Source organism: Nocardiopsis exhalans (assembly GCF_024134545.1).
Taxonomy (GTDB): Bacteria; Actinomycetota; Actinomycetes; order Streptosporangiales; family Streptosporangiaceae; genus Nocardiopsis; species Nocardiopsis exhalans.
The window spans coordinates 3,536,335-3,560,216 of the sequence record NZ_CP099837.1 but is presented as its reverse complement, the minus strand read 5'-3'; the positions used below and the strand labels follow the sequence as shown (position 1 = coordinate 3,560,216).

Annotated in this window: 22 protein-coding genes and 1 pseudogene; 17 read left to right on the top strand and 6 right to left on the bottom strand. The window is 70.6% G+C overall.

Annotated features, from left to right (window positions below; genetic code table 11):
- Positions 1-235: 235 nt before the first annotated feature.
- On the bottom strand, positions 236-832 hold the full coding sequence (locus NE857_RS15635; protein WP_254421662.1) for a hypothetical protein: 597 nt from the start codon (positions 830-832) through the stop codon (positions 236-238).
- A gap of 128 nt (positions 833-960) precedes the next feature.
- Here NE857_RS15635 and NE857_RS15630 point away from each other — a divergent pair, with 128 nt between their 5' ends.
- Complete coding sequence (locus NE857_RS15630; protein ID WP_254421661.1) at positions 961-2,358, top strand: hypothetical protein; 1,398 nt, start codon at positions 961-963, stop codon at positions 2,356-2,358.
- An 87-nt stretch (positions 2,359-2,445) separates the two neighbouring features.
- Entirely contained in the window at positions 2,446-3,411 is a 966-nt protein-coding gene (locus tag NE857_RS15625) for an SDR family oxidoreductase (protein ID WP_254421660.1), read from the top strand.
- Between the two features lie 72 nt (positions 3,412-3,483).
- Here NE857_RS15625 and NE857_RS15620 read toward each other — a convergent pair whose 3' ends face one another.
- Both NE857_RS15620 and NE857_RS15615 read right to left on the bottom strand, forming a co-directional pair.
- On the bottom strand, positions 3,484-5,127 hold the full coding sequence (locus NE857_RS15620; protein WP_254421659.1) for a DUF2207 domain-containing protein: 1,644 nt from the start codon (positions 5,125-5,127) through the stop codon (positions 3,484-3,486).
- Between the two features lie 44 nt (positions 5,128-5,171).
- Entirely contained in the window at positions 5,172-5,501 is a 330-nt protein-coding gene (locus tag NE857_RS15615; protein ID WP_254421658.1) for a hypothetical protein, read from the bottom strand.
- 27 nt (positions 5,502-5,528) lie between these two features.
- Here NE857_RS15615 and NE857_RS15610 point away from each other — a divergent pair, with 27 nt between their 5' ends.
- The 10 genes and pseudogenes from NE857_RS15610 to NE857_RS15565 all read left to right on the top strand — a co-directional run.
- Positions 5,529-6,152, top strand: a complete 624-nt coding sequence (locus NE857_RS15610; RefSeq protein ID WP_254421999.1) for a hypothetical protein — start codon at positions 5,529-5,531, stop codon at positions 6,150-6,152.
- A 224-nt stretch (positions 6,153-6,376) separates the two neighbouring features.
- Complete coding sequence (locus tag NE857_RS15605; RefSeq protein WP_254421998.1) at positions 6,377-7,111, top strand: GTP cyclohydrolase II; 735 nt, start codon at positions 6,377-6,379, stop codon at positions 7,109-7,111.
- Complete coding sequence (locus NE857_RS15600) at positions 7,108-7,752, top strand: CDP-alcohol phosphatidyltransferase family protein (protein WP_254421657.1); 645 nt, start codon at positions 7,108-7,110, stop codon at positions 7,750-7,752. Before NE857_RS15605 ends, NE857_RS15600 begins: the two co-directional genes overlap by 4 nt.
- 3 nt (positions 7,753-7,755) lie before the next feature.
- Entirely contained in the window at positions 7,756-8,733 is a 978-nt protein-coding gene (locus NE857_RS15595) for a zinc-dependent alcohol dehydrogenase (protein ID WP_254421656.1), read from the top strand.
- A gap of 38 nt (positions 8,734-8,771) precedes the next feature.
- Positions 8,772-9,182: a 6-pyruvoyl trahydropterin synthase family protein gene (locus NE857_RS15590; RefSeq protein ID WP_254421655.1), complete on the top strand. Its 411-nt coding sequence runs from the start codon at positions 8,772-8,774 to the stop codon at positions 9,180-9,182.
- Positions 9,179-10,210, top strand: coding sequence for a glycosyltransferase family 4 protein (locus NE857_RS15585; RefSeq protein WP_254421654.1), 1,032 nt, complete (start codon positions 9,179-9,181; stop codon positions 10,208-10,210). The genes NE857_RS15590 and NE857_RS15585 overlap by 4 nt, the downstream gene beginning before the upstream one ends.
- A 180-nt stretch (positions 10,211-10,390) precedes the next feature.
- Positions 10,391-11,968: an MFS transporter gene (locus NE857_RS15580; RefSeq protein ID WP_301184340.1), complete on the top strand. Its 1,578-nt coding sequence runs from the start codon at positions 10,391-10,393 to the stop codon at positions 11,966-11,968.
- A 178-nt stretch (positions 11,969-12,146) separates the two neighbouring features.
- A complete protein-coding gene (locus NE857_RS15575; RefSeq protein ID WP_254421653.1) occupies positions 12,147-12,947 on the top strand; it encodes an SAM-dependent methyltransferase in 801 nt (266 codons plus the stop codon).
- 184 nt (positions 12,948-13,131) lie between these two features.
- Entirely contained in the window at positions 13,132-13,995 is an 864-nt protein-coding gene (locus tag NE857_RS15570) for a class I SAM-dependent methyltransferase (RefSeq protein WP_254421652.1), read from the top strand.
- Positions 13,992-14,858, top strand: a pseudogene (locus tag NE857_RS15565) (lysylphosphatidylglycerol synthase transmembrane domain-containing protein); the annotation flags it as partial. The gene NE857_RS15570 and the pseudogene NE857_RS15565, both read left to right, overlap by 4 nt.
- A gap of 27 nt (positions 14,859-14,885) precedes the next feature.
- Here NE857_RS15565 and NE857_RS15560 read toward each other — a convergent pair.
- A complete protein-coding gene (locus tag NE857_RS15560) occupies positions 14,886-15,665 on the bottom strand; it encodes a creatininase family protein (protein WP_254421651.1) in 780 nt (259 codons plus the stop codon).
- A 179-nt stretch (positions 15,666-15,844) separates the two neighbouring features.
- Here NE857_RS15560 and NE857_RS15555 point away from each other — a divergent pair, with 179 nt between their 5' ends.
- The 5 genes from NE857_RS15555 to NE857_RS15535 all read left to right on the top strand — a co-directional run bounded on the left by NE857_RS15555 (position 15,845) and on the right by NE857_RS15535 (position 22,397).
- Entirely contained in the window at positions 15,845-16,201 is a 357-nt protein-coding gene (locus NE857_RS15555) for an AraC family ligand binding domain-containing protein (RefSeq protein WP_254421650.1), read from the top strand.
- An 83-nt stretch (positions 16,202-16,284) separates the two neighbouring features.
- Positions 16,285-16,935: a maleylpyruvate isomerase family mycothiol-dependent enzyme gene (locus tag NE857_RS15550; RefSeq protein ID WP_254421649.1), complete on the top strand. Its 651-nt coding sequence runs from the start codon at positions 16,285-16,287 to the stop codon at positions 16,933-16,935.
- A 167-nt stretch (positions 16,936-17,102) separates the two neighbouring features.
- Positions 17,103-19,517 (top strand): ABC transporter permease, encoded by a 2,415-nt coding sequence (locus NE857_RS15545; protein ID WP_254421648.1) that lies wholly within the window; start codon positions 17,103-17,105, stop codon positions 19,515-19,517.
- 14 nt (positions 19,518-19,531) lie between these two features.
- Positions 19,532-20,326 carry an ABC transporter ATP-binding protein gene (locus NE857_RS15540; RefSeq protein ID WP_254421647.1) on the top strand — a complete coding sequence of 265 codons (795 nt, stop codon included), beginning with the start codon at positions 19,532-19,534 and terminating at the stop codon, positions 20,324-20,326.
- Positions 20,327-20,885: 559 nt separating this feature from the next.
- Positions 20,886-22,397, top strand: coding sequence for an MDR family MFS transporter (locus tag NE857_RS15535; RefSeq protein ID WP_254421996.1), 1,512 nt, complete (start codon positions 20,886-20,888; stop codon positions 22,395-22,397).
- A gap of 73 nt (positions 22,398-22,470) precedes the next feature.
- Here NE857_RS15535 and NE857_RS15530 read toward each other — a convergent pair whose 3' ends face one another.
- Both NE857_RS15530 and NE857_RS15525 read right to left on the bottom strand, forming a co-directional pair.
- Positions 22,471-23,166 carry an anti-sigma factor family protein gene (locus NE857_RS15530; RefSeq protein ID WP_254421646.1) on the bottom strand — a complete coding sequence of 232 codons (696 nt, stop codon included), beginning with the start codon at positions 23,164-23,166 and terminating at the stop codon, positions 22,471-22,473.
- A gap of 4 nt (positions 23,167-23,170) precedes the next feature.
- Positions 23,171-23,713 (bottom strand): sigma-70 family RNA polymerase sigma factor, encoded by a 543-nt coding sequence (locus tag NE857_RS15525; protein WP_254421645.1) that lies wholly within the window; start codon positions 23,711-23,713, stop codon positions 23,171-23,173.
- Positions 23,714-23,882 lie beyond the last annotated feature (169 nt).

Here is a 23,882-nt window from a genome sequence, read left to right as displayed (position 1 = left end):
AACCGGGCCCGGCCCGGGCAGGACAACGCGGCGCAGCGGAGCGCGCGCCCGGACAGGGGCTCAGGCTGGAAGGCGAAGGGCTGAGGGTCGGGGACCACGGGGTGTTCTGGGCAGACGGCGCCACGTAGAAGGACGCCGCGGGAACGCCGAGGGGCGGCCTGACAGCAGGGACCGGACGAACACGGGCGGCGGCGACTCGCGCGCCCCGCACCGCACGGCCTCGGAGAAACCCCGCTCAGGCGGCCAGAACGAAGGGTGGCCCGCGCAGGACACGGGAGTGGCGCAGATAGGGCGGACGCGACCGGGAGTGTTCGTCGGTGGCGGAGAACCTGGGGGCCGTGGTCTCCCGCACGGTCGGGATCGCCCCGACCACGAGCAGGATCGGAATCAGCGCGAGCGCCATGAACCGCAGGAACTCGAAGAGGGCGTTCTCACCCAGGTGCAGCCACCAGGCGCTGACCAGGGCCATCACCAGGTGCATCGCGATCATCGCCCACGCCGGCACGGGCTCCTGGGCCAGCACCGCCTCGGCCTGGCCCGTGTGTGCCAGATCCGCGTGATCCGAACCCGCCCCCTGGGTGTAGGCGAAGGTCACGTGCAGGGCGAGCTGCCCCCACAGCATCCAGGCGGTGAGCATCCAGGGGCTCTGCCTGCGGCTGGAGGCCGCCCACGCCATGGCGAAGACGACGACCACGCCCAGCAGGAGACCGGCGACGGGAACGTCGTGCCCCGAGCTCACCGCGTGACCGATCGCGGACAGGCTCGCGCACACCAGGGTGAAGACCCCGGCGCGCAACGGTCGGCACTGCTCGCTCTCGCTCATCGTCCCCATATCGTCGCACCTCCCGCCGCGCACCCGCCACAGGGGCCGGTTACCGACAGAAACGGGCCCGGCCGGTCTTGACGCGGCGGCCTCGACTATGCTCGTGAACGTCCCCAGCGTGAGAACAGAGGTCGCCTGTGTCCGTCTCCCCGCTCGCCCTGTTGCACGAGTGGACCTCCCGTACAGACGGGGCCCCGCTCAGCGAGTTTCTCCTGGTCGGAACGGAGATCGACCTGCCCGCTCTGGAAGCGGACGTGGTCCCCGCCGCCCGGGAGCTGGGTGCGTCGGTCACGGTCCTGGGCGCCGCCGCCGAGGGGGCCGAACCCGCCGCCGTACAGCGGCCGGACCACACCTACGCCCTGATCGAGCGCGTCGTCCCCGACCCGCTGCCCGAGCTGGCCCTGCTGGTGGGTGAGGAACACGTCACGGCCGCCTTCGGCGCCGGGGCGCCCGGCACCGCCAACCGTTCCTGGAGTGTGCTGCACGGTGGCCCCGACGGGGTTCCCTGGGCCCTCGCCGAACTGGGGGTGTGGCTGCGGCGATGTCCGGAGGCCCTCACCCTGCCCGGTGCTCTGGCCGAACGGCTCACCGAACTGGCCGAACGCCTGGAGGACCTGCTGCTGACCTCCCCGGTGGAGACCGAGGTGCGCGTGGTGCACAACCTGGACGCACCGCTCCTGTCACAGCTCCCCGAGGGCCCGGTCGCCGAACTCACCCTGCACGCCCCGCTGCGCGGCTACGACCCCCAGGCGCTGAGCACCCTCACCGACCGCCTGACCCCCGCCCGGGTGACCCTGGGTGTCCCCGGCTCGTGGCCCGAGGAAGACCGCGAGGAAGCCGTACACGCCCTGGCCGAAGCCGGTGTCGAGGCCACCGCCCGCCCCGTCGCCGAGGGCTTCCCCGCGCACGGCGGACTCCTGGAGTGGACCTCAAACGACCAGAACACAGCCCTGACCTGCGGCGCCAACCTGACCGCCCTCACCCGTACCGCCACAACACGAACGAACTTGGAGCTGGGCCTGATCCTCCCCACCACCGTTTCACCCGAACCCGCAAACCTCGCGAACTCCCCTGTCGCCGAGGAAGACGGCTACCTGTCCCAGATCGCCGACGAACTGGAGGCTTCCGGCTGGAGCCTGGAGTACGACGCGGGCATCCACCGCGTCCACGGCACCTTCACCAACCCGGTTCCGGTCGCCGCCCAGGTCGCCGAACTCCTGGAGAAGCACGTGGACACCGTCTACGTGCACGCCGAGGGCCCCAAGGGCTGGGCGCTCATCGTGTGGAGCCGGCCGATGCTGCTCCTGGCCTCCGCCCCCAGGGGCAGCGCCTGGCGCCTGTACCGCGTCGACCCGCCCGCCACCCCGTCCTCGCGTCTGGGCGGCGGCGAGGGACTGTCCCGCGTGGGCCTGCTGCGCACCAGCGCCCCACTGCACCGGGTACCGCACCGCGACGTCCTGGCCCACCTGGAAACCCTGGGCACCGACCACATCTCCCTCCTGGAGCAGGCAGGCCACCTCAACAAGCCCCTGTGATCCCCACGATCGGACGTGGCCCGTCACCCCCGTCATGGCGCCGTTGGTGATCGCTGATGCCCAGGTGGAACGCTAAAGTCAGTCCCTATGCGGATTCTCGTGTTGGGTGGGACCTCGTTCGTTGGTCGGGCGATCGTTGAGGACGCGTTGCAAGCAGGGCACGAGGTCACGCTCTTCAATCGGGGCCGCAGCGCTCCTGACCTCTTCCCTCGGACGAAGCGGCTCCAGGGTGACCGGGACGAGGGCGACTACGCCTCCCTCACCGAAGGCACCTGGGACGCGGTGGTGGATGTCAGCGGTTTCGTGCCCCGGCATGTGCGCCAAGCCACTGACGCCCTCGATGACAGGGTGGGACGGTACCTGTTCATCTCCAGCAACGCCGTCTACGCTCCCGGCCCCGGGCCCGGGGCGGACGAGTCCGCCCCGGTACGAGCGCCCGAGTGGGACACCGAGAAGATCGGGCGCCACACCTACGGGCCGCTCAAGGCCGCCTGCGAGCAGGAGTTGGGCTCCCGGTACGGGGACCGTGCCACGGTGGTGCGGCCCGGGGTGCTCGCCGGGCCGCACGACAACGGCGACCACCTGACCTACTGGGTGCGCCGGGCCGCGAAGGGCGGCAAGGTGGTCCTGCCAGGCGATCCCGGGCAGCCGGTTCAGCTGTTGGACGTCCGTGACCTGGCCCGGCTGGTGGTCCGCCTGTTGGAGGACGACCGCGGCGGCGTGTTCAACGCCACGGGCCCCGCCGAACCCCTCACCCTGGTGGAGATGCTGCGTACCTGCGCCGAGGCGGCCGGAAGCGAGATCGACATCGTCCTGGTTCCCCAGGAGACGATCATGGCCTCCTTCCCCCTGGTGCGCCCCGACCGGGTGTGGGAGCAGACCTTCCAACGCGACTTCAGCCGGGCCCGGGAGGCCGGGATGCCGTTGCGGCCGCTGGTCACCACCGCCGCCGACGTCCTGGCCTGGGACCGCGAGCGCGGCGAACCCCCGCTGGCGGTCGGCCCCTCCGCGGAGATAGAGCGCACCCTGCTCTCCTTCGTTCACAGGCACTGAGCCGCTCCGGATCGGTGGCCCGGTCGTGCTCACCCCGGCTGCCGGCCCTTCGTCCGGCCGGCCCGGCCCAGGTCAACGGCGGCCTCCGCCGCCACCTCCACCACCCCCGCCCGAGACCCGGCCGCCGCCACTGCCACCACCGCTGCTCCTCCTGGAACTACGGATGCGGTCGTTGACCGTACGGTTCCAACGCCGCCGGTACCCGTGGTCACGCAGGTAGGGGCTCAGGTTGGGCACCTTGGCGTTGAGGGTCCGCACCGTCTCGTCCGGCAACCCGAGGGCGATGGCCATGACCGGCTCCAGCTCGCGGGGGTTCCGGCGCCTTTCGGCGAGCAGGTCACGGACGTGGTCGCCGTAGGGGGTGCGCTGGGTGGGCAGGAACAGGATGGTGAGCGCCGTCGGCAGTACCGCCGCGCTGAACATCTCCAGACCGGCCAGGTCGAGCGGGGTGGCCGCGTTGACGATCACACCGGTACAGATCGCGGCCATCAGCACGAGCCCGCACCCGAGCACGGCCGGGTACCAGAGCCAGGGTCTGACGACCAGCCCGTGCCGTGCCGCTTCGCGCAGCAGGGCGTACTCGATCCACCTGATCCGGGTCTTGGTCATCGACCGACGCAGCCAGGTCAGGTCGATCTCGCTGTTGAGCCCGAACATCCCCCGCCGCAGGGACCGTTCGGCCGGGGTGAGCGCGACGTTGGAGTTCTGCTTGACGAACAACCAGTCCCTGCCCTTGCCGTTCTCCTTGGGCACCGAGGTCAGGTGCCCCTTCTCCTCCAGGCTGACCAACAGGGCCAGGGCGTGTTCGGCGCGCAGCCGTTTCTTGTGGAAGAGGAATCCCGCGACGGCCGGCGGCAGATCGGGCAGTTCCTCACCGAACCCCTGCCGGATCCGGGACCGGCGCTTCTCCCGCCACCTGGTGACGTGCCTGCCCAGGAAGAAGGCAGCGACCAGCACCACGGGCAGGGAGAGCACTCCGGCCAGGGTGATCCAGCGCGGCAGAGGAGCCAGGGCGTGTTCGGGTTCGGCGAACTCGACCGTCCCCTCCTCCAGGTACACCACCCCACTCAGGGGCGCGCCCGAGTCCAGCTGCGGGTGGCCGAAGCTGGCAGCGGCACCGTCGTGCCCGCTCTGGTCGCACTCCTCGTCCCAGTACTCGGTGTCGCCGTCCTGGTCGCGGTAACTCTCCTCGTAGAAGCACTCGGCCTCGACGACCGAGGGGGCCTCCACCCGGGCGGTCACACCGTTGACCGGCACCCCCCACTCGTCACCGACGAAGTCCCAGTGGAACTGGGGGCCGTAACCCTCGTCGTTGAGGGCACCGTGGACCGTGTAGGAGATCTCGTAGGTCTGCGCCCCGGTCACCCGGGCGTCGCTGTCGCCGATCTCCAGACTGAGGACGCGGCGCCACTCGTCCTGTTTCTCGATGTCGGCCGGAGCGCCGGAGGGGCTGGTGACCTCGACGTCACTGATCTCCCAGACGCGGTGGCGCATGAGGCCCACGCGCTGGCTCAGCGGGATCTCACGCAGCAGGCCGGGGCTGGGGTCGCGGCCGAAGTCGTAGGTGATGGTCTCGGTGACGTCCACGGTGCCGTCGGCGTACACCACGACACGGGTGTCGTACTCGGTGATGCGGTCCCTGGCACCCGGGAAGGTGCAGGAGGTGAGCAGCAGGGCGAGCACGACCAGTAGGAGGCCGCGGGGAAGGTGGGACAAGGGGGAACCTCAGGGGAAGCGGGGATGCGCACGAAGCGCACATGTTAGCGATCCCCGGCCCGGTCCCCGCGAGCCCGGCGCAGCACGCGGCCGATTGTGGCCACCGGCGGCAGCGCCCTGGCCTTGGCCGCTCCCGCGCGCACCCGGCGCGCCACCGCTCGCACGGCACCGCTCTCCGGGCCCCGGGCCTCCGGTCCACCGGTCACGGCCAGCTCTTCTCCGGCTTGGCCGACCTCGGCGACCCTGGCGTGCAAACGCTCCCTGACCTGCTCGGGAGTGTAGGCGCGGCGTTGTCGTTCGGCCCGCGCGACCGCCACTCCGGTGGCAGCGACACCCACGAAAGCGGCCACGCCCAAGGCTTTCCACCACTTCATGCATTTAGGCTATCGCTTGTGGCAGAGATGAGCATGTCCCTGGACGAAGCTGTGAACCTGACCAGAACCGGTGACGTGTGGGTGTTCCGCGGCACGAGCGTGCCCGACCGGGCCATCCAGCTCACCACGAACAGCCCGGTCAATCACGTGGGCATGTCCATCGTGGTCGACGACCTGCCTCCGCTGATGTGGCACGCCGAGCTGGGCAGGTCCCTGGTGGACATGTGGACCGGCACCCACCAGCGCGGGGTCCAGCTGCACGACCTGCGCGACGCCGTCCTGGTGTGGGGCCGCCGCTACGGCCAGAAGGGCTGGCTGCGCCAGTTGGACCCGTTGGCCACCCGCCAGATGGAGGACGACGCGCTGCGCATCGTGGCCCGGCTGAACGGCACCCCCTTCCCCTCCACCGCCCAACTCGCCGGACGCTGGGCGCTGGGCCGCATGCCCTTCCACCGCAAAGCGCGCGAACGCCAGCTGGAAACCGCCTACTGCGCGGAGGTGATGGCGCTGACCTACGAGGAGATGGGGTTGCTGGCCCGTGGGAAGCGCCCCGGCTACTACGACCCGGGCCGGTTCTGGAGCGGTGACTCCCTGAAGTTGGAGGGCGACTTCGCTCTGGGCGGGGAGATCCAGGTGAACCTTCCCGGCTGAACGCACGTAGAAGCACGTAGAAGCATGGCCCGTGTACTCGTGCGGTGTGCGGGGCAGGCACCTGTAACGTGCCGCCTACGGCGGTGAAGGGGTGGCAGATGTCAGAGAATTCTCCGGAGGGTTCCGGACCGAACGGCACCGGGCCGGTAGGCCCTGAACCGGACGGCGTTGGGCTGGACGGCATTGACCTGGACGGTTCCGGTCTGAGCGATGCGGACGTCGTCGTGCTGAGTCACACCGACGTAGCCGAGTCCGATCTCGTGCTGCGCCGCGCGACGTTTCGCTGCGTGGCCTTCCGGGACCCGGTCGACAGCCACGAGCACCTGGCCCTGGTCCTGGGCGAGCTCGGTGACGGCGAGGACGTCCTGGTGCGAGTGCACTCCGAGTGCGTGACCGGGGACGTGTTCGGAGCGCTGCGCTGCGAGTGCGGCGACCAGCTCCGCGCCGCCCTGGACGCGATCCTGGCCGAGGGCCGCGGGATGCTGGTCTACCTGCGCGGCCACGAGGGGCGCGGTATCGGGCTCGTGAACAAGGTGAGCACCCAGCTGCTCCAGGACGAACAGGGGCTGGACACCGTGGACTCGGCCACCGCGCTGGGGCTGCCGGTGGACGTGCGCGACTACGGCCCGGCCGCGCGGGTGCTGCGCCAGCGGGGGGTGCGTTCGGTGCGGCTGCTGTCCAACAACCCGGCCAAGGTGCGGGCTCTGGAGGAGCACGGGATCAAGGTCGCCACCCGGGTACCGCTGCTGGTGGCCGCGCACGCTGACAACACCCGCTACCTGACCGCCAAGCGCGACCGCCTGGGCCACGACCTGCCACACCTGAACGGCGACGGCGCACCCGGAAAGGCACCTCACACGGAGCCGGCGCCTCAACCCCGGAGCCGTTCCGGAGCACACGGTGGTTCCGAGTCCGAGAACCGCCTCCCCGAACCCGGCAGCGCTGAGGCGGGCGAGTGAGTGACCCGGGCCCCTGGTTGGGCCCCCTGGGGTGGGCCACCGGGTTGTTGTACGTCCTGCTCGTGACGGCGCTGCTGACAGTGGCCGTGCGCCGCTACGATCGCTGGCCGCTGGGCCCCGCGGACATGGTGACCCTGGTCCGGGTCGGCCTGATCGGCGTGGTGACGGCGCTGGTCGTCGACGGAGCACCGCCCCTGCCGGTGGTGTCGGTGGCCGCGGTGGCCCTGGTCCTGGACTGGGTGGACGGACTGGTGGCCCGCGGCACCCGCACCGAGTCGGACTTCGGGGCGCGCTTCGACATGGAGGCGGACGCCTTCCTGATCCTGGTGCTGAGCGTGTACGTGTCCGGGGTCCTGGGGCCTTGGGTGCTGCTGGTCGGGGTGATGCGGTACCTGTTCGGGGCCGCCGCCTGGCTGGCACCGTGGTTGCGGGGCCCCCTGCCGCCGAGTCTGGCCCGCAAGGCCGTGGCTGCCGCGCAGGGGATCGTGTTGACCGCGGTCGCCTCGGGGGTGCTTCCGGAGCCGGTGAGCGCGGCCGCCGTGGCGCTGGCGCTGGCCGCCCTGGTGTGGTCGTTCGGACGTGACGTAATGGGACTGTGGCGGGCGCGCTCCCCTCGGACCGGCGCCGCCGAGGAGAGGTGAGAGATGACGCGGACGGCACGGGCGTTCTGGGTGAGCTCCCCCGGAGTGGGCGAGCTGCGCGAGGTCGAACTCCCCTCGCCGGGCCCAGGCGAGGTGGTGGTGCGCACCCTGTACTCGGGGATCAGCCGGGGCACCGAGACGCTGGTCTTCGGCGGCGGGGTGCCGCCCAACCAGTACGGCGTGATGCGGGCGCCCTTCCAGGAAGGGGACTTCCCCGGCCCGCTCAAGTACGGCTACCTGAACGTGGGAGTGGTGGAGGAGGGACCCGAGCGGCTGCTGGGGCGGACGGTGTTCACGCTCTACCCGCACCAGACCCGGTTCGTGCTGCCCGCCGCCGCTGTCTCCGTGGTGCCCGAGGTCGTCCCCGCGGCCCGCGCGGTCCTGGCCGGAACCGTGGAGACGGCCGTGAACGCCCTGTGGGACGCCGCCCCGCTGGTGGGTGACCGCGTGGCGGTGGTCGGCGCGGGCATGGTGGGCTGCTGCGTGGCGCGCCTGCTCGCCCAGGTCCCGGGCTCCCGGGTCCAGCTGGTGGACGTCGACCCGAGCCGGGCCGAGGTCGCCGAGCGTCTGGGCGTGGACTTCGCCCTGCCGGAGGAGGCCGAGGGCGACCGCGACCTGGTCTTCCACACCAGCGCGACCGAAGCGGGGCTGGTGCGTTCACTGCGGCTGTTGCACACCGAGGGCGAGGTGGTGGAACTGAGCTGGTACGGGGACCGGCAGGTCATCCTGCCGCTGGGCGAGGACTTCCACTCCCACCGCTTGGCCGTGCGCGCCAGCCAGGTCGGCATGATCTCACCGGCCAGGCGCTCCCGGTACAACCACTCCGAACGCCTCCAGCTCGCGTTGCGGCTGCTCGGCGACGCGGCCTTCGACGCCCTGCTCACCGGTGAGAGCGGCTTCGAGGACCTGCCCTCGGTACTGCCCAGGCTGGCCAGCGGCGAACTACCAGCCCTGTGTCATCGGATCACCTACGACAGCTGACCCGCTGTCCTGACCGCCCCCGATACCTTGGAGCCCCGTTGTTCAGTGTCACCGTCCGAGACCACCTGATGGTCGCGCACAGCTTCCGGGGCGAGGTCTTCGGCCCCGCCCAGGCCCTGCACGGGGCGACGTTCGTGGTGGACGCGACCCTGCGCCGCCCCGAGCTGGACCCCGACAACATCGTGGTGGACATCGGCGCGGCCACCCGGGAGCTGGGTGCGGTGGTGGCCGAGCTCAACTACCGCAACCTGGACGAGGTGCCCGAGTTCGCGGGGGTGAACACCTCGACCGAGTTCCTGGCCAAGGTCGTCGCCGACCGTCTGGCCGAACGGATCGCGTCGGGCGCGCTGGGCCCGCACGCCGACGGACTGGCCTCGGTCACGGTGACCCTGCACGAGTCCCACGTGGCCTGGGCCTCCTACGAACGCGAACTGCACCCCGGGTTGTGAGCGCTCTCGTCTTCGTCGTCCCCGAGGCGACCGCGCCCAGCGGCGGCCACACATACGACCGGCGCATCGCGGCCGCGCTGGGGGAGCTGGGGCGGCCGGTCCGGACGGTGACGCTGGGCGGGGCCTGGCCCCGCCCGGGCCGCGGGGCGACCGCCGAACTCTCCGCCGTGCTGGCCCAGGCGCCCGACGGTTCTCGTGTGCTGGTGGACGGCCTGGTGGCCTGCGGAGTACCCGAGGCGGTGCTCCCGCACGCCCGGCGGCTGCGCATCGCGGTACTGGTGCACCTGCCGCTGGCCGACGAGACCGGACTGGCAGCGGATACCGCCCGCGAGCTGGACGCGCGGGAGCGGGCGCTACTGCGCGGTGGGGTGACAGTGGTGGCCACCAGTGCGTGGGCGGCACGGCGGCTGGCCGAGCAGCACGGCCTGGAACGGGTGGCGGTGGTGCGCCCCGGGGTGGATCCGGCACCGCTGGCCCACGGGAGCGGCTTCGAGGAGCGCACGGACAGCGTCCCCCGGTTGGTGTGTGTGGCCTCGTTGACCCCTCGCAAAGGCCACGACCTGCTGTTCCAAGCCCTCTCCGGGCTGCGGGACCTGTCATGGACGTGCGTGTGCGCGGGGCCGGGCACCCCTCCCCCGTACTCGGGGCTCGAAGACCGGGTGCGGTTCACCGGAGCGGTGGTCGGCGGTGCGCTGGCCGAGGTCTACGACTCCGCCGACCTCCTGGTACTGGCCTCACGTGCCGAGACCTACGGCATGGTCGTGACCGAGGCGCTGGCCCGGGGGGTGCCGGTGGTGGCCGCCCGGGTGGGCGGGGTCCCCGAGGCCTTGGGGCGAACCCCGGACGGTCGGGTCCCCGGGTTGTTGGCGCTCCCCGAGGACTCGGCGGCGCTGGAGCACGCCCTGCGCGACTGGCTGACCGACCAGGACCTACGCGAACGGCTGCGTGAGGCGGCCCGGGTGCGCCGTTCTGAGCTGGCCGGGTGGCCGGAGGCGGCCCGAACGATGGCTCAGGTGCTCGGCCTTTAGGCCCCGCTCATTCCCGGGCCCGGATGTGGGCGCTCTCATCCCCCGGGCTCCTGGTTCACGTCTCACCCCGGGTGATAATCTGCATAGAGTGCAAAAATTCTTGTTCTGCATTTTTGCCTCCCCCGCAGGCCTCCTCCACCTGCACCCACTCTCCAGAATCACTTTCTCCAGAGGCCAGCCTTGAGCACTGCACAGTCCCAGGGCACCGCACGTACACCGATCATGCGCTCCCTGAGCGGACTGCTGATCGTCCTGGGCGTGACGATGCTCAGCGGCACGATCGTCTCGGTCGCGCTGCCCCAGATCCTCGGGGCCCTCCAGGGCACCCAGTCCCAGTACACCTGGGTCGTCACCGCGACGCTGCTGGCGTCCACGGCCTCCACCCCCGTCTGGGGCAAGCTCGCCGACCTGTTCCCCAAGAAACGCCTCCTCCAGATCTCGATCGTCCTGTTCATCGTCGCCTCCCTGCTCAGCGGGTTCGCGCAGAACACCGAACAGCTCATCGCCTTCCGAGCCCTGCAGGGGCTGGGCATGGGCGCCTCCCAGGTCCTGGTCCAGGCCACCATCGCCGCCCTGGTCAGCCCCAAGGAACGCGGCCGCTTCAACGGAGTCATCGGCGCCATCATGGCCGTGGCCACCGTCGGCGGCCCGCTGATCGGCGGCGCCCTGACCGACATCCCCTGGCTCGGCTGGCGCTGGTGCTTCTTCATCGGCGTACCGTTCATGCTGGTCGCCCTGGTCGTACTCACGCGCACCCTGCACCTGACCGAGGAACACCGCACCGACGTGCGCGTGGACTACCTCGGCGCCACCCTCATCGCAGCCGGGGTCAGCACCCTGCTGCTGTGGGTGACCTTCGTCGGCGGCGGCTTCGCGTGGATCTCCTGGCAGTCCGGCGCCATGGTCGCCGGCGGCCTCGTCCTGCTCGCCCTGGCCGTGTGTGTGGAGAACCGGGTCGCAGAGCCGGTCATCCCGCTGCACCTGGTGATCCGCCGTGAGCCGATGATCGCCATCGTGGCCAGCGTCGCGGTGGGCATGGCCATGTTCGGCGGCGCCGTCTTCCTCGGCCAGTACTTCCAACTGGCCCGCGGCTACTCCCCCACCGCCGCGGGGCTGCTCACCACCCCGTTGATGCTCGGCATGATGGCCGCCTCGACCGTCTCGGGCTGGATGATCTCGCGCTCGGGCCGGGTCAAGTCCTACGTCGTCACCGGCCTGGTGTTCCTGACCCTGGGATTCGGTCTGCTGTCCACCATCGACGAGAGCACCTCGCTGCTCGTGGTCTCCCCGGGCATGCTCGGGGTCGGCGTGGGCGTGGGTCTGTCCATGCAGAACCTGGTACTGGTCGTGCAGAACTCGGTACCGCTGCGCGAACTCGGCGCGGCCAGCGGAGCGATCACGTTCTTCCGCTCTCTGGGCGGCACCATCGGGGTCTCGGTGCTCGGCGCGATCCTCGCCAGCCGGGTGAGCACCAACATCACCGAGGGAGTGACCGCCTCGGGCGTGGACATCCCCGCCGGCGGGGCCGACGGCAGCACCCTGGACCTGGCCGGTATGCCCGCCTTCCTGCGCCAGATCGTCGAGAGCGCCTACGGCTCCTCCACCGGCGACATCTTCCTCGTGGCCACCGGCATCGCCCTGGTCGGCCTGGTGGTGGTGCTCTTCCTGCCCCGGGTCCAGCTACGCGACACCGTGGACATGGTCGAGGAGACCCCCGAACCGGAGCCACGGCACGACAGGAGCACCCCCTCCGCCTGATCAGCGCGCCCCACCCGGTCCCGACCGGTGGGGTCGGTGGGGCCGGTGGGGCCGGTGTCGTGTCCGAAAGCCCTGTGGCAGAAGGGTTTCGGGTTGCGCGCACGGGCACGGCACAGCAGACTTCGGATGCAGAAAACCCCCGGATCACCCCAGATCCCCTCCGCTTGTGAGAGGCCCCATGACGGACACACACATCGACACGACCGTCGCGCACACCGCCCGAGTCTGGAACTACTGGCTCGGCGGCAAGGACAACTACCCCGTCGACCGCGAGGTGGGAGACCGGGTCAAAGAGCTGTTCCCTCTGGTGGCGGAGGTCGCCCAGGGTGACCGGCTGTTCCTGCGCCGCGTGGTCAGCCACCTCGTCCGGGAAGAGGACGTCACCCAGTTCCTCGACATCGGCACCGGCCTGCCCACCGCCAACAACACCCACGAGGTCGCCCAGGCGCTCGATCCCGAGACCCGCGTGGTCTACGTCGACAACGACCCCCTGGTCCTGACCCACGCGCGTGCTCTGCTCGTGGGCACGGACACCGGGAAGACCCAGTTCGTGGACGCGGATCTGCGCGATGTCGAAAAGGTCATCGAAGCCGCCAGGGAAACCCTGGACTTCGACAAGCCGATCGGCCTGACCCTGATGGGCACGATGGGGCACTTCGAGTTCGAGGAAGCCCTCCGCTTGGTCCGCGCCTACGCGGACCGTCTGGCTCCGGGCAGCTTCTTCGCCGTGTGCGACGGCGTGATGGCCCACATGGAGGTCGAGGACGCCGAGCGCGCCGCCGAGGGCATGCGGATCTGGGAGGAGCAGGTCGCCCAGACCTACTACATGCGCAGCGTGGAAGAGTTCGCCCAGTTCTTCGACGGCTTCGAACTGGTCGAGCCCGGCGCCGTCTCGGTCTTCCGCTGGCGCCCCGAACCCGCCGATGTCGGCACCGTCCGCGACGTCCCCCAGTACGCGGGCCTGGCCAAGAAGGTCTGAGTCACCACCGTCCGGGCCAGCACCGCCGGTCTCGGACCAAGTAGGGGCGGACGGGACCTGGTAGGACCACAGAGACAGACCCGGGCAAAAGCTTCCGTGTTCGGACCGCCCGGGCACGGTCGAGCTGGCACTCTGAGGGAGGCGACCGTCCGCTGGCTGCCGTACTCCACCGGGAGGAGTCCCGTTGAGCTCTGCTTCCGACAACCCACTTCCGGCCTTCGAGCCGGACTGGCTGGCCCTGCGTGAGGAGACCGACGCCGACGCCCGTGCGACCGCGCCGCTGGACCCGTTGCGGGTCCACCTGGCCGGTCGCGGCGCCGGGCCGTCCGCGCGGCCGATCAGGGTCGCGGACCTGGGCTGCGGTACCGGCTCCCAGGGACGCTGGTTGGCGCCCAAACTCTCCGGAGCGCAGAAGTGGGTCCTGTACGACATCGACCCGGGGCTGCTGTCGCTGGCCGGGGCGTACATGCCCGCGTCGGCGGCGGACGGTTCCCCGGTGAGTGCTCGGATGTGCCTGCGGGATCTGGCTTCGATCACCGGACCGGACCTGGCCGGGTTCGACCTGGTCACCGGTTCCGCGCTGTTGGACCTGCTCACCCCCCAGGAGCTCAAATCCGTCGCCGGGGCGGTGGCCGAAGCGGGCTGCGCTGCTCTGTTCACGCTGTCGGTGGTGGGCCGGGTGGAGCTCTTCCCCAGTGATCCGGACGATCCCGCGCTCGCCAAGGCCTTCAACGAACACCAGCGGCGCGGAGGCCGGTTGGGGCCGGACGCGGCCGGGGCGGCCGGTGAGATTTTCGCGGATCTGGGCTACCGGACGCTGACCTTCCCGAGCCCCTGGCGGCTGTGCCCCGAGCGCATCCCGCTGACCACGGCCTGGTTGCGGGGCTGGGTCGGGGCCGCCTTGGAACAGGACCCGGAGGCCGCCGCGGGCGGCTACCTGGAGCGTCGGCTCGGTGAGTGCGATCGGGGCGAGCTGGGCGCGGTCGTGCATCACACCGATCTCCTGCTGCTCCCGGACGGGGCTGAGGGGGATACTGGGCTCTCATGAGGTCTATGGGGGCATCGCATTGGGAGGGGACTTCCGTTCCGGAAGGGTCCCGCCCCTGGTGGCGGCGGTCGGGGATCGTGCGGCCGCTGGCCGGGGTGGCGTTCCTGGTCTGGTTGCTGTGGTGGTACCCGTTGGAGGCCTTCACCGACGCGTTCGGCGCGGTCGACAGTCGTTCTGTGGCGGCCGCGCTGGGTATCGGGCTGGCCACGACCGTGCTGTGTGCGGCGCGTTGGGTGCTGGTCGCGCGGGGGGTGGGGCTGTGCCTGCCGTGGTTCCGCGCCGTGGGCGACTACTACCGTGCCGTCTTCCTGAACGCCGTGCTGCCCGTCGGGGTGCTCGGTGACGCGCACCGGGCGGTGAGCCACGGCCGTTACGCCGGTGACCTGGCCCGGGGTGTGCGAGCCGTGGTACTGGAGCGGATGGCCGGGCAGTTGGTACTGACCGGGGTCTGCGCGATGCTGCTGTTCACCCTGCCCGCCGCTCTGCTGGGCCCGGGGCTGCTCGCGGTGGCCGCCTCCGTGGCGGTGTTCGCGGTGGTGGCGCTGGTGGTCGCCGTCGGCTGGGTGGTCGGGCGGCGACGTGGTTCGCGCTGCTGGCGGGCGCTGTCGGCGACGGTGGCCGACACCCGGGCCGGTTTGTTGACGCTCACCACGGGCCCGGGCGTGGTACTGCTGTCGTTGGCCGCGCTGGCCGGGCACCTGGCCCTGTTCCTGGTGGCAGCCCGGGCCGCGGGGACCACCGCCGCCACCCTGGCGTTGCTCCCGTTGCTGGTGTTGGCGCTGGTGGCGATGGGCGTCCCGGCCAACGTGGGCGGTTGGGGGCCGCGTGAGGCGGTTACGGCGCTGGCCTTCGGCGCGGCCGGGCTGGGTTCGGAACAGGGCCTGACGGTGTCAGTGACGTACGGGCTTCTTGCCCTGGCCGCCGCTCTTCCCGGCGGGCTGGTGCTGGTGTGGCGCCTGCTGCGGGTCGAGCACGTTCAGGTACCCGGCGAAGACCTTGACCAGGTGCGCCAGCAGGTCCCGGCCCTCGACCGCGGCGGCTCGTGAGGGCTGGCCCACGACCCCGGAGCGGGTGTAGCGGGACAGCCCGACGGTGAGCAGGTGGTCGCGACGGTCGGCGATGTGGTCGGCCTCCTCGTAACCGGACCGGACCAGGTCGGGGCGCACGTGCAACAGCACCGAGGTCTCCAGTTCCCCGGCGTGCATGTCGCGGTCGTTGTCGGTGCTCATCTTCGCCGCCGTGCGGGCGCTCTCCCAGTCGTGGGGTCCGGGGAAGAGCGCCATGTCGCCGCGGGAGGCCTGGACCAGGTTGGCCAGGACGTGGTTGCCGCCGTGCCCGTTGACCAGGACCAGCTTCGGGGTGCCCGCCCGGCGCAGGGATTCGGCGATGTCGGCGGCCATGGCGTGCAGGGTGGGCGCCGAGACGCTGACCGTACCGGGCCAGGCCTCGTGTTCGTGGGAGCAGCCGAAGGTGATCGGGGGCAGGACCCGCAGCCCGGGATAGGCGTCGGCCAGGCTCTGGGCCAGGGCCGAGGCGACGACGGTGTCCGTGGTCAACGGCAGGTGGGGGCCGTGCTGTTCGAGGCTGCCCACCGGAAGCAGCGCGATCCGGGCCGCCCTGGCGCCCTCGTCCTCGCTTGTGGTGTTCGGTAGGAGATCGGAGAAGTCCATGGGGACATCTTCCCCTGCCGTCCCCTCCGGGGACCAGAGCACCCTCGGCTTCGGGGTGCCGAAGAATTCGAGGACGCCCCGAAGCCTTGACCTCAACGCTGGTTGGGGTGCTGCACTGTTCGGGGACGCACAGGCGCACCCTGACCTGCCGGGCCACCTACCAACTCACGGAGAACATCATGCCGCACCACGAAGGAACGACCCAGGGAACAGTCCGGTGCTTCTCCCCCGGCCGGGTCGGGCACTGGCAGGGGATGGACGGTCACGCCATCCAGATCGGTCCGCTCATCGAGAAGGCGGAGGACGGCCCCCTGAGCGCCTACTACGCGAGGTTCGGCAGGGGCGAGACGGCCGCGCTGCCAGCGGGTTACGCGGAGGTGTGGGTGGTCATCACCGGTGCGCTGACCCTGCGCACCGGTGGGCGTACCCTCACGGCGGGCCCCGGCGACCTCCTGCATGTTCCGGAGGACTCCCCCGGCGAGCTGACGGCGGATGAGGAGACCGAACTGGCGTGTGTGTCGGTTCCGGCTCACTGAGGAGTCAACGAAGCCGCCGCCTTTATGTCGTAGATTTCCGAAGTACCCCGGAAAATGTCCCCATCGGTCCGTACAGTACGAAAATGGAGACCACCGACCCCAAGCGACTCATCGCCGCCGAACACGCCGCGTTGGCGGCCGATCTCGAGGGTCTGACCGAGCAGCAGTGGGGACAGACCTCACTGTGCGCGGAATGGACCGTCCACGACGTCGTCGCCCACCTGGGATCGGCCATGACCATCGGCACGTTCGGGTGGATCAGGTCCATCCTGCGCGCGGGCCTGCGCCCGGAGGTTCACAACCGGAGACAGCTCGAACGCTTCGCCCGCCCAGAGCCCGCCCGGACCCTGGCCCGGTTCGCCGACCTGGGGAGCGAGCACGGCGAGCCCGTGCGCTGGCCCACGAAGAACCTGCCGCCCTGGCTCGGGGAGCTCGTCGTGCACGGCCAGGACATCCGCCACCCGCTGGGGCTGGAGCACGAACCCGCTCCCGAGGCGCTGGCCGTGGTCGCGAAGTTCTTCGCCGGCCGTGACTTCGCGGTCAACAGCAGATCCCAGGTCAAGGGGCTGCACCTGCGGGCCACCGACGCGGACTTCACCACGAACGACCCCTCGCTGCCCGTGGTGGAGGGACCGCTGCTCGCTCTCGTGATGGTGATGGCGGGCCGTCCCGCCTACCTGGACCGACTGAGCGGTCCGGGCATGAGCGAACTCAGCCACCGACTGGAGCACTGAAAGCAGGGGAGCAGCACCCGAGGACGCCTTGAGCGGTGTTGCCGACAGCGGCGACCCCGGGGGAAACCAGGGTGCCGCGCCCCTGGAGCCGGGGTCGCTCCCCGATGTAGAGGGCCGGGGCCTCTGGCTTACTTGACGGGTACAGACCCGCGTCCGGTGGAGCCCCCGTGCACAGCAAGAGCGAATCCCTGTACTTACGTCACGCACGCAACGACCTGCTCCAGAACCGGGGCGTCAACACGGCACTGGCCGTGCTCCTGGTCCTGAGCGCGTTCCTGATGGCCACCGGATCCATGGTGATGGAACGCATGGTCGGATCGGTCAACCAGCTCTTCGAAGAGGCCCAGCCGCCCCACTTCCTCCAGATGCACCGGGGCGAGTACGATCCGGCGGCGCTGGAGGGCTTCGCCGCGCAGCACCCGGAGATCGACGCGTGGCTCATCGAGGAGATGCTCGGTTTCGACGGCGCCGCCCTGTCCTGGCACCGCCCGGCCACCGGTGAGTCGGGCGACCTGTCCGAGAGCCTGATCGACAACCTCTTCGTCACCCAGAACGAGGACTTCGACTTCCTGCTCGACAAGACCGGAGCGGCCCCGTCCCCCTCCCCCGGACAGGTCCATGTCCCGGTCGCCTACCAGCAGCGGTTCGGTCTGGAGGTCGGTGACCGGCTCGGGGTCCGCACCGACACCGGGGTACACGAGCTGCGGGTGCGGGGGTTCGTGCGTGACGCGCAGATGGCCTCCTCGCTGTCCTCGGCCACCCGTTTCGTGGTCTCGGAAGCGGACTTCGCGGACCTGGAGAGTGCGGGCGGTGGCGCCCCCGAGATCATCGTCGAGTACCGGCTGGACGACCCCTCCGCGGTCTCGGAGTTCCAAAGCGCCTACGAGTCCGACGCCGCGCTGCCCAGGAACGGCCAGGCGGTCACGTTCCAGATGATCCGCATGATCAACGCCTTCAGCGACGGCCTGGTGGCGGTGGCGCTGGTGTTCGTGAGTCTGCTGCTCATCATGATCGCCCTGCTCAGCCTGCGCTTCGTGATTCGCGCAAGCATGGAGGACCAGATCCGCCAGATCGGCGCGATGAAGGCGATCGGCCTGCCGGACCGGGCGATCTCCGGCCTGTACCTGGCCAAGTACAGCCTCATGACCTTCCTGGCGTGTGTGGTCGGCGGCGTCCTGGCGGTGTTCGCGACAGGGCTGCTCACCCGCGGGGCGCAGGAGAACTACGCCGAGGCCTCGTGGGGGGTCTCGACGCTCCTGGTGCCGGTGATCGCGCTGACGCTGGTCTACGTGTGCGTCATGGTCCTGTGCCGCGGTGTCCTGCGCGGGGTCCGCCGGATCCAGGTCGTGGGCGCCCTGGTCCACGGCAGCACCCTCGATGAACACCAGAGCGCGCGCCAGGCCAGGCGCCAGGCCAGGCGGGTACGGCGGGGCGGTCTGGACTCCTACAGCGGAACGAACGTCAACCGGCGCCTGGCTCTGCTGGACCTGAGGGCGGAGGGCCGCCAGTGGCTCCTGGTGCCCGTCGTGTTCTTCCTCGCGACGGTCCTCATGACGCTGCCGACCAACCTGCTCAGCACCTTCGAGAACCCCCGCTTCGTCACCTACCTGGGCGCACCCGAAAGCGACCTGCGCGCCGACCTGCTGTTCTCCGACGACGTGGACGCGGTGCGCGAGGACGTCCTGGCCCACATGCGCGGCGACGAGCGGTTGAGTGACGTGCGCGTCTTCGCCCACGTCCTGTACGAGGCGCGCGGCGAGCAGGGGTGGGAGTCCCTGCGCGTGGATGTGGGCGACCACTCCGGTGACACGGTCGAATTCGTCGAGGGCGGCGCCCCGGGGCCCGGGCAGATCGCTCTCTCCGCCCTGAACGCGGACCGTTACGGACTCGGTGCCGGGGACGAGATGGCCCTGCGCCAGAGCGCCGAACAGGACGAACCGTCCACGCTGGAGGTCAGCGGCGTCTACCAGGACGTGACCGCGGGCGGGTACACCGCCAAGGTGCGGGGCGAGCAGTCCTCGGGCGCGATCGGTTACGCGATCTACGCGGACACAGCCGAGGGGGTCGACCCCGCGGTGGTCGCGGCGGAGTACGGCAAGCGCCACCCGACCGCCGCCGTGGTCCCGATGCGCGAGTACGTCGAGCAGACGCTGTCGTACGTGACCGATGCACTGCGCAGCGCGGCCCTGCTGGCGTTCGTCTTCGGGACGGGGGTGGCGGTGCTCATCACGAGCCTGTTCCTCAAACTGCGCCTGAGCAGGGAGCGGTCCAGGATGGGGGTGCTGTGCGCCCTCGGTTTCTCCACCGGCGAGATCATCGCCCAGACGCGGGCCAAGACCCTGGTCGCGGTTGTCGTCGGCACGCTACTGGGCGTGGTGTTCGCGGCCACGGCCGGGGAGTCGCTCGTCGGCCTGCTCGTCGCTTCAGCGGGGTTGGGTATCACCGACCTCGTCTTCCTGCCGAACCCGTGGCTGGTGTACCTGGCCTACCCGCTGGTTCTGGTGGCCGCCGGGTACCTCGGCGCCGTGTTCCTCACCGCGCCGCTGCGCGGTACCGACAAGAGCTCGTGGCTCAGAGGATGAGTGGGAGAAGGCCCATGGCGGACACATCGGTCAGTGATCAGGTGAGCGGGGCCCCGGTGATGCTTGAGGCCCGGGGACTGACCAAGACCTACTACTCCACGGACCCGCCGACCCGGGTCGTTGACGGGATCGACCTGATCGTGCGCCGGGCCGAGTTCCTGGTGGTGATGGGGGCGTCCGGTTCGGGCAAGTCCACCCTGCTGTACAGCATGAGCGGGATGGACCGGCCCACCGGCGGCAACGTGCTCCTGGAGGGGCGCGACCTGACATGCCTGGGGGACAAGGAGATGAGCCGTGTCCGACTGAACAGGATGGGCTTCGTCTTCCAGCAGGCGTACTTCCTGGAGAACCTGAACATCAGGGACAACATCCTGCTGCCCGCGCTCAAGGCGGCGCCCGGGGACAAGGGGGCAGCCATCACCAGGGTGGACGCGCTGCTGGAACGGTTCGGCATCGCGCACGTGGGGCGGCACGGCATCACCCAGGTCTCGGGCGGCCAGCTGCAACGCGCCTCGATCTGCCGGGCGCTGGCGTGCGAGCCGTCGGTGCTGTTCGCGGACGAGCCGACCGGCGCGCTCAACAGCAGCATGACGACCGAGGTCATGGACGCGCTCACCGACGTGCATGAGGAGGGGAGCACGCTGGTCATGGTGACGCACGACCCCGCCTGCGCTGCCCGGGCCGACCGCGTGGTCTACCTCCGGGACGGCCTCCTGGTCGACGACCGTGAACTGGGGAAATGGAGCCGGGAGCGGGCAGAGGGGCGTGAGGACGAACTGCTCACCTGGCTGCGGGGGCTGGGTTTTTGACCGGTCCCGGGACGACGCCCCCGAGAAGCCCCACCCAGGCTGCCGAGACCGGTAGCCGACGAACAGGGGAGACACGGTGTGGCAACCGCCGGCCTCGCGGCGGGCTGCGCGGTGAACCGGTTCTGTCCCGGGGTGTCGAGGGGGTTCCGGGCGCGGGTTCGCGCGGGGCCGACGGCCCGGGCAGGCGCAGCGTGGCCCCTGGTGGGCGCGGCGGTGTGGCGGTCCCCGTCCTGCGGCTGTCGGATCGGCCGAGTGACTGGGTCGCGTCGTTGACGTGGGAAAGGGCACAGGTCAGCCGTCGCAGAATGCTTGCACTGTGTGCAAAAATGGGCGAGACGGGACGTTTCGTCCTTTAGGTTGATCCGGAGGGTCACCGCGGGTGAAATTCGCTTGCCTGCCCCTCCTCGGGGCGCAATGCTGCTGCGAACAGCGAGTTCGCCTGCCCACTGGGGACAAACCGGACACCTTTCGGCAGCCCCGCCCCTCCTCCCCCCAGCGCATCCCCCTGAACCAGGCCGTCCTCGAGCGCACAAGGAAGTACGTGACCAGGCACACCGATGTGACACCCACGGACGAGGCGGCGCAAGCCGAGGTCGCGAGACAGCGCGCGACCCGCCTCGTCATCCCGCTTCTTCTGGTCTCGGCATTCGTCGTCATCCTCAACGAGACGATCATGGGCGTGGCGTTGCCCGCGCTCAACCGCGACCTCGGCATCCCGGTCTCCACCGGACAGTGGCTGACCTCCGCCTTCATGCTGGTGATGGCCGTGATCATCCCGGTGACCGGCTTCCTGCTGCAACGGTTCCACCTGCGGCAGGTGTTCATCGCCGCGATGAGCCTGTTCAGCTTGGGCACCCTGATCTGCTTTCTCGCGCCGAACTTCACAGTCCTCCTGCTCGGCCGGATCGTGCAGGCCAGCGGTACCGCCATCATGATGCCGCTGCTCATGACCACCGTGCTGAACATGGTCCCGTCCGATCGCCGGGGCCGCGTGATGGGCAACATCTCGATCGTCATGGCCGTGGCGCCCGCCATCGGTCCGACCGTCTCCGGTCTCATCCTGAACTCGTTGGACTGGCGCTGGCTGTTCGGCCTGGTACTGCCGATCTCCCTCCTGGGCCTGGCTCTGGGCGCGGTCTTCATCCGCAACATCACCGAGCCCCGCGCCGCCCGAATCGACGTGCTCTCCGTGATCGTGTCGGCTTTCGCCTTCGGCGGTCTGGTCTACGGCTTCTCCAGCCTGGGCAAGGCGGCTGACCCCGACGCGTTCATTCCGCCGTCGGCGGCGATCATCGTGGGCGCGGTGGCGCTCGTGCTGTTCGTGTGGCGCCAGATCCGGCTCCAGCGCGAGAACCGGGCCCTGCTCGACCTACGGGTCTTCCGGTCCCGGCAGTTCTCGGTGTCGATCGCTCTGGTCCTGGTCAGCTTCATGGCGCTGTTCGGCACCATCATCCTGCTGCCGCTCTACATGCAGAACGTCCTCGGCTACGACACGCTCGTCACCGGGCTCACCCTGCTGCCCGGCGGTCTGGTGATGGGTCTGCTGGCACCGATCGTGGGCCGCCTCTACGACCGCTTCGGGCCCCGGCCGCTGGTCACCCCGGGCGCGGCGGTGGTCACCCTGGTGATGTGGGGCATGACGTTCTTGGGCACCGAAACCCCGATCGGCTACGTGGTCGCCGCGCACGTGGCACTGAGCGCCGGTCTGGGCTTCATGTTCACCCCTCTGCTCACAGGAGCACTGGGATCCCTGAAGCCGTCGCTGTACTCCTACGGCAGTGCCGTGGTCGGCACCGTGCAGCAGGTGGCGGGCGCGGCGGGCACCGCGACCTTCATCGCGGTGATGTCCGCGGTCGCCGCCACCCGGCTGGGTGAGGGCGCGGACGCCGTGACCGCCGAGGCGGGCGGTATCCACGTGGCCTTCACCCTGGGCGCGGTCATCGCCACGCTGGCGTTCTTCGCGACCTTCCTGGTCCGCCGGTCCGAGCCCGGCCAGGACGAGGAGCGCGCCGAGGGCGCGGAGGCGGAGAACGCCCCCGGCGTGCGGGAGACCGGCGCGCACCAGAGGTGAGCGGTAGCGGGGAGGGGCGGTGGCCGGGCGAACCGGTCACCGCCCCTCCTGTCTCCCCATGGCCGGATCCGGTTCAGAAGGTGATGCTCACGAACTCCGTGTCGGCCGTGTTGCGCACCACCACCGAGGCCACGTCCTGCGGGTCGATGTCGGCGAATCCGCCGGGGCGGCTGCCCCCGGCCTCGGCTTCGGCGGAGACCGTCCAGACCGCGGCGACCTCGGTACGGCCGTCCTCGGTGAGGATGACCAGCTCGCACTCCTCGCCTTCCGGGATACCGATGATGAACGACTGCAGTTGCAGGCCCGCGCCTTCGGGTTCCAGCCGTACTGTGGCGCTCGCTCCGGTGTCCGGGTCCTCCTGAGCGGCGATCACGGTTCCCGCCGCCAGCTGGGTCACCTCTCCCTGCTCCGGTGCGGGCGCCAACACCCGCCCGACGATGCCCCCGGCCCCGGCGAGAACAGCTCCGGCCAGTGCCGCGGCCAAGGCCAGGCGCAGTGCGCGTCGGCGACGGCCGACGGCACGTTCGGCCCCCGCCCGTTCGACCGTGGCGCGCAGCAGGGTCTGGCCGCCCTCGGGTGGGGGGCCGTCCAACAGGGCTTCGGGGGGCAGCTCACCCAGGGTGTCGCGGACGGCGTTCAACTCGCGCAACTCCGCCCGGCACGGTTCGCAGCCCGCGAGGTGGGCCGCAAGGGAGGCGGCCTCTTCCGCGTTCAGCGCGCCCAGGGCGTAGGCGCCCAACGGCTTCGGGTCGTGGTTACCTGATGTCACCTGGTCACCCCTTCCCTGGCGGTGTGCGGCTGCCGAAACGGCGTCTGAGCGCCTGGAGAGCGTGGTGGGAGCGTGACTTGACCGTACCCGGCGGTATCCCCAGTGTCTCGGCGGCCTCCGTCACGCTACGCCTGCGAAAATACACTTCGATCAGGACCGCGCGGTGGTCGGCGGAAAGGCTGTCCAGCGCCTCCATCACCACCATCGAATCCACCACGGAGCTGGCGTGGTCGTCCTGTGCCGGCTCGGTTCCCGCGACCGGGGCCACCTCCGCGGGTCGTGCCTGTAGGGCTCTGACCCGGTCGATGACGATGTTGCGCGCCACGGTCAACAGCCAGCCGCGCACCGAGCCCTTGGAGTTCACCAGCGCGTCGGGGTGGCGCCAGGCCCTGATGAGGGTCTCCTGGACGACGTCCTCGGCCGCGGCCCGATCGCCGGTCAGGCGGGTGGCATAGGCGATCAGGGCCCTGCCGTGCTCGTTGTAGAGCGAACGGATCAGCGCCTCGTCCTCGGCCTCGCGCCGACGACGCGAACCCCACAACGCCATCCATCCCTCCTCCCTCGACGGTAGGGCCCCAAGCTTCGCGGAGTGGGGTCGCGAGCGCAATCCCTCTGGCGTGTCGGGGGGTGTGGCGGGAGGCGCCGAACCGGAGGGAGGGCGGGGGCCTCTGGGCGGGGGAGGGAGTCGGTCCCCGCCCAGAGGCCGTGGGTACGCG

Coding starts and splice junctions, on each gene's coding strand:
- NE857_RS15635 (WP_254421662.1), bottom strand. CDS start 832: ATGGGGACGATGAGCGAGAGCGAGCAGTGCCGACCGTTGCGCGCCGGG.
- NE857_RS15625 (WP_254421660.1), top strand. CDS start 2,446: ATGCGGATTCTCGTGTTGGGTGGGACCTCGTTCGTTGGTCGGGCGATC.
- NE857_RS15615 (WP_254421658.1), bottom strand. CDS start 5,501: ATGAAGTGGTGGAAAGCCTTGGGCGTGGCCGCTTTCGTGGGTGTCGCT.
- NE857_RS15610 (WP_254421999.1), top strand. CDS start 5,529: ATGAGCATGTCCCTGGACGAAGCTGTGAACCTGACCAGAACCGGTGAC.
- NE857_RS15595 (WP_254421656.1), top strand. CDS start 7,756: ATGACGCGGACGGCACGGGCGTTCTGGGTGAGCTCCCCCGGAGTGGGC.
- NE857_RS15575 (WP_254421653.1), top strand. CDS start 12,147: ATGACGGACACACACATCGACACGACCGTCGCGCACACCGCCCGAGTC.
- NE857_RS15560 (WP_254421651.1), bottom strand. CDS start 15,665: ATGGACTTCTCCGATCTCCTACCGAACACCACAAGCGAGGACGAGGGC.
- NE857_RS15555 (WP_254421650.1), top strand. CDS start 15,845: ATGCCGCACCACGAAGGAACGACCCAGGGAACAGTCCGGTGCTTCTCC.
- NE857_RS15550 (WP_254421649.1), top strand. CDS start 16,285: ATGGAGACCACCGACCCCAAGCGACTCATCGCCGCCGAACACGCCGCG.
- NE857_RS15540 (WP_254421647.1), top strand. CDS start 19,532: ATGGCGGACACATCGGTCAGTGATCAGGTGAGCGGGGCCCCGGTGATG.
- NE857_RS15525 (WP_254421645.1), bottom strand. CDS start 23,713: ATGGCGTTGTGGGGTTCGCGTCGTCGGCGCGAGGCCGAGGACGAGGCG.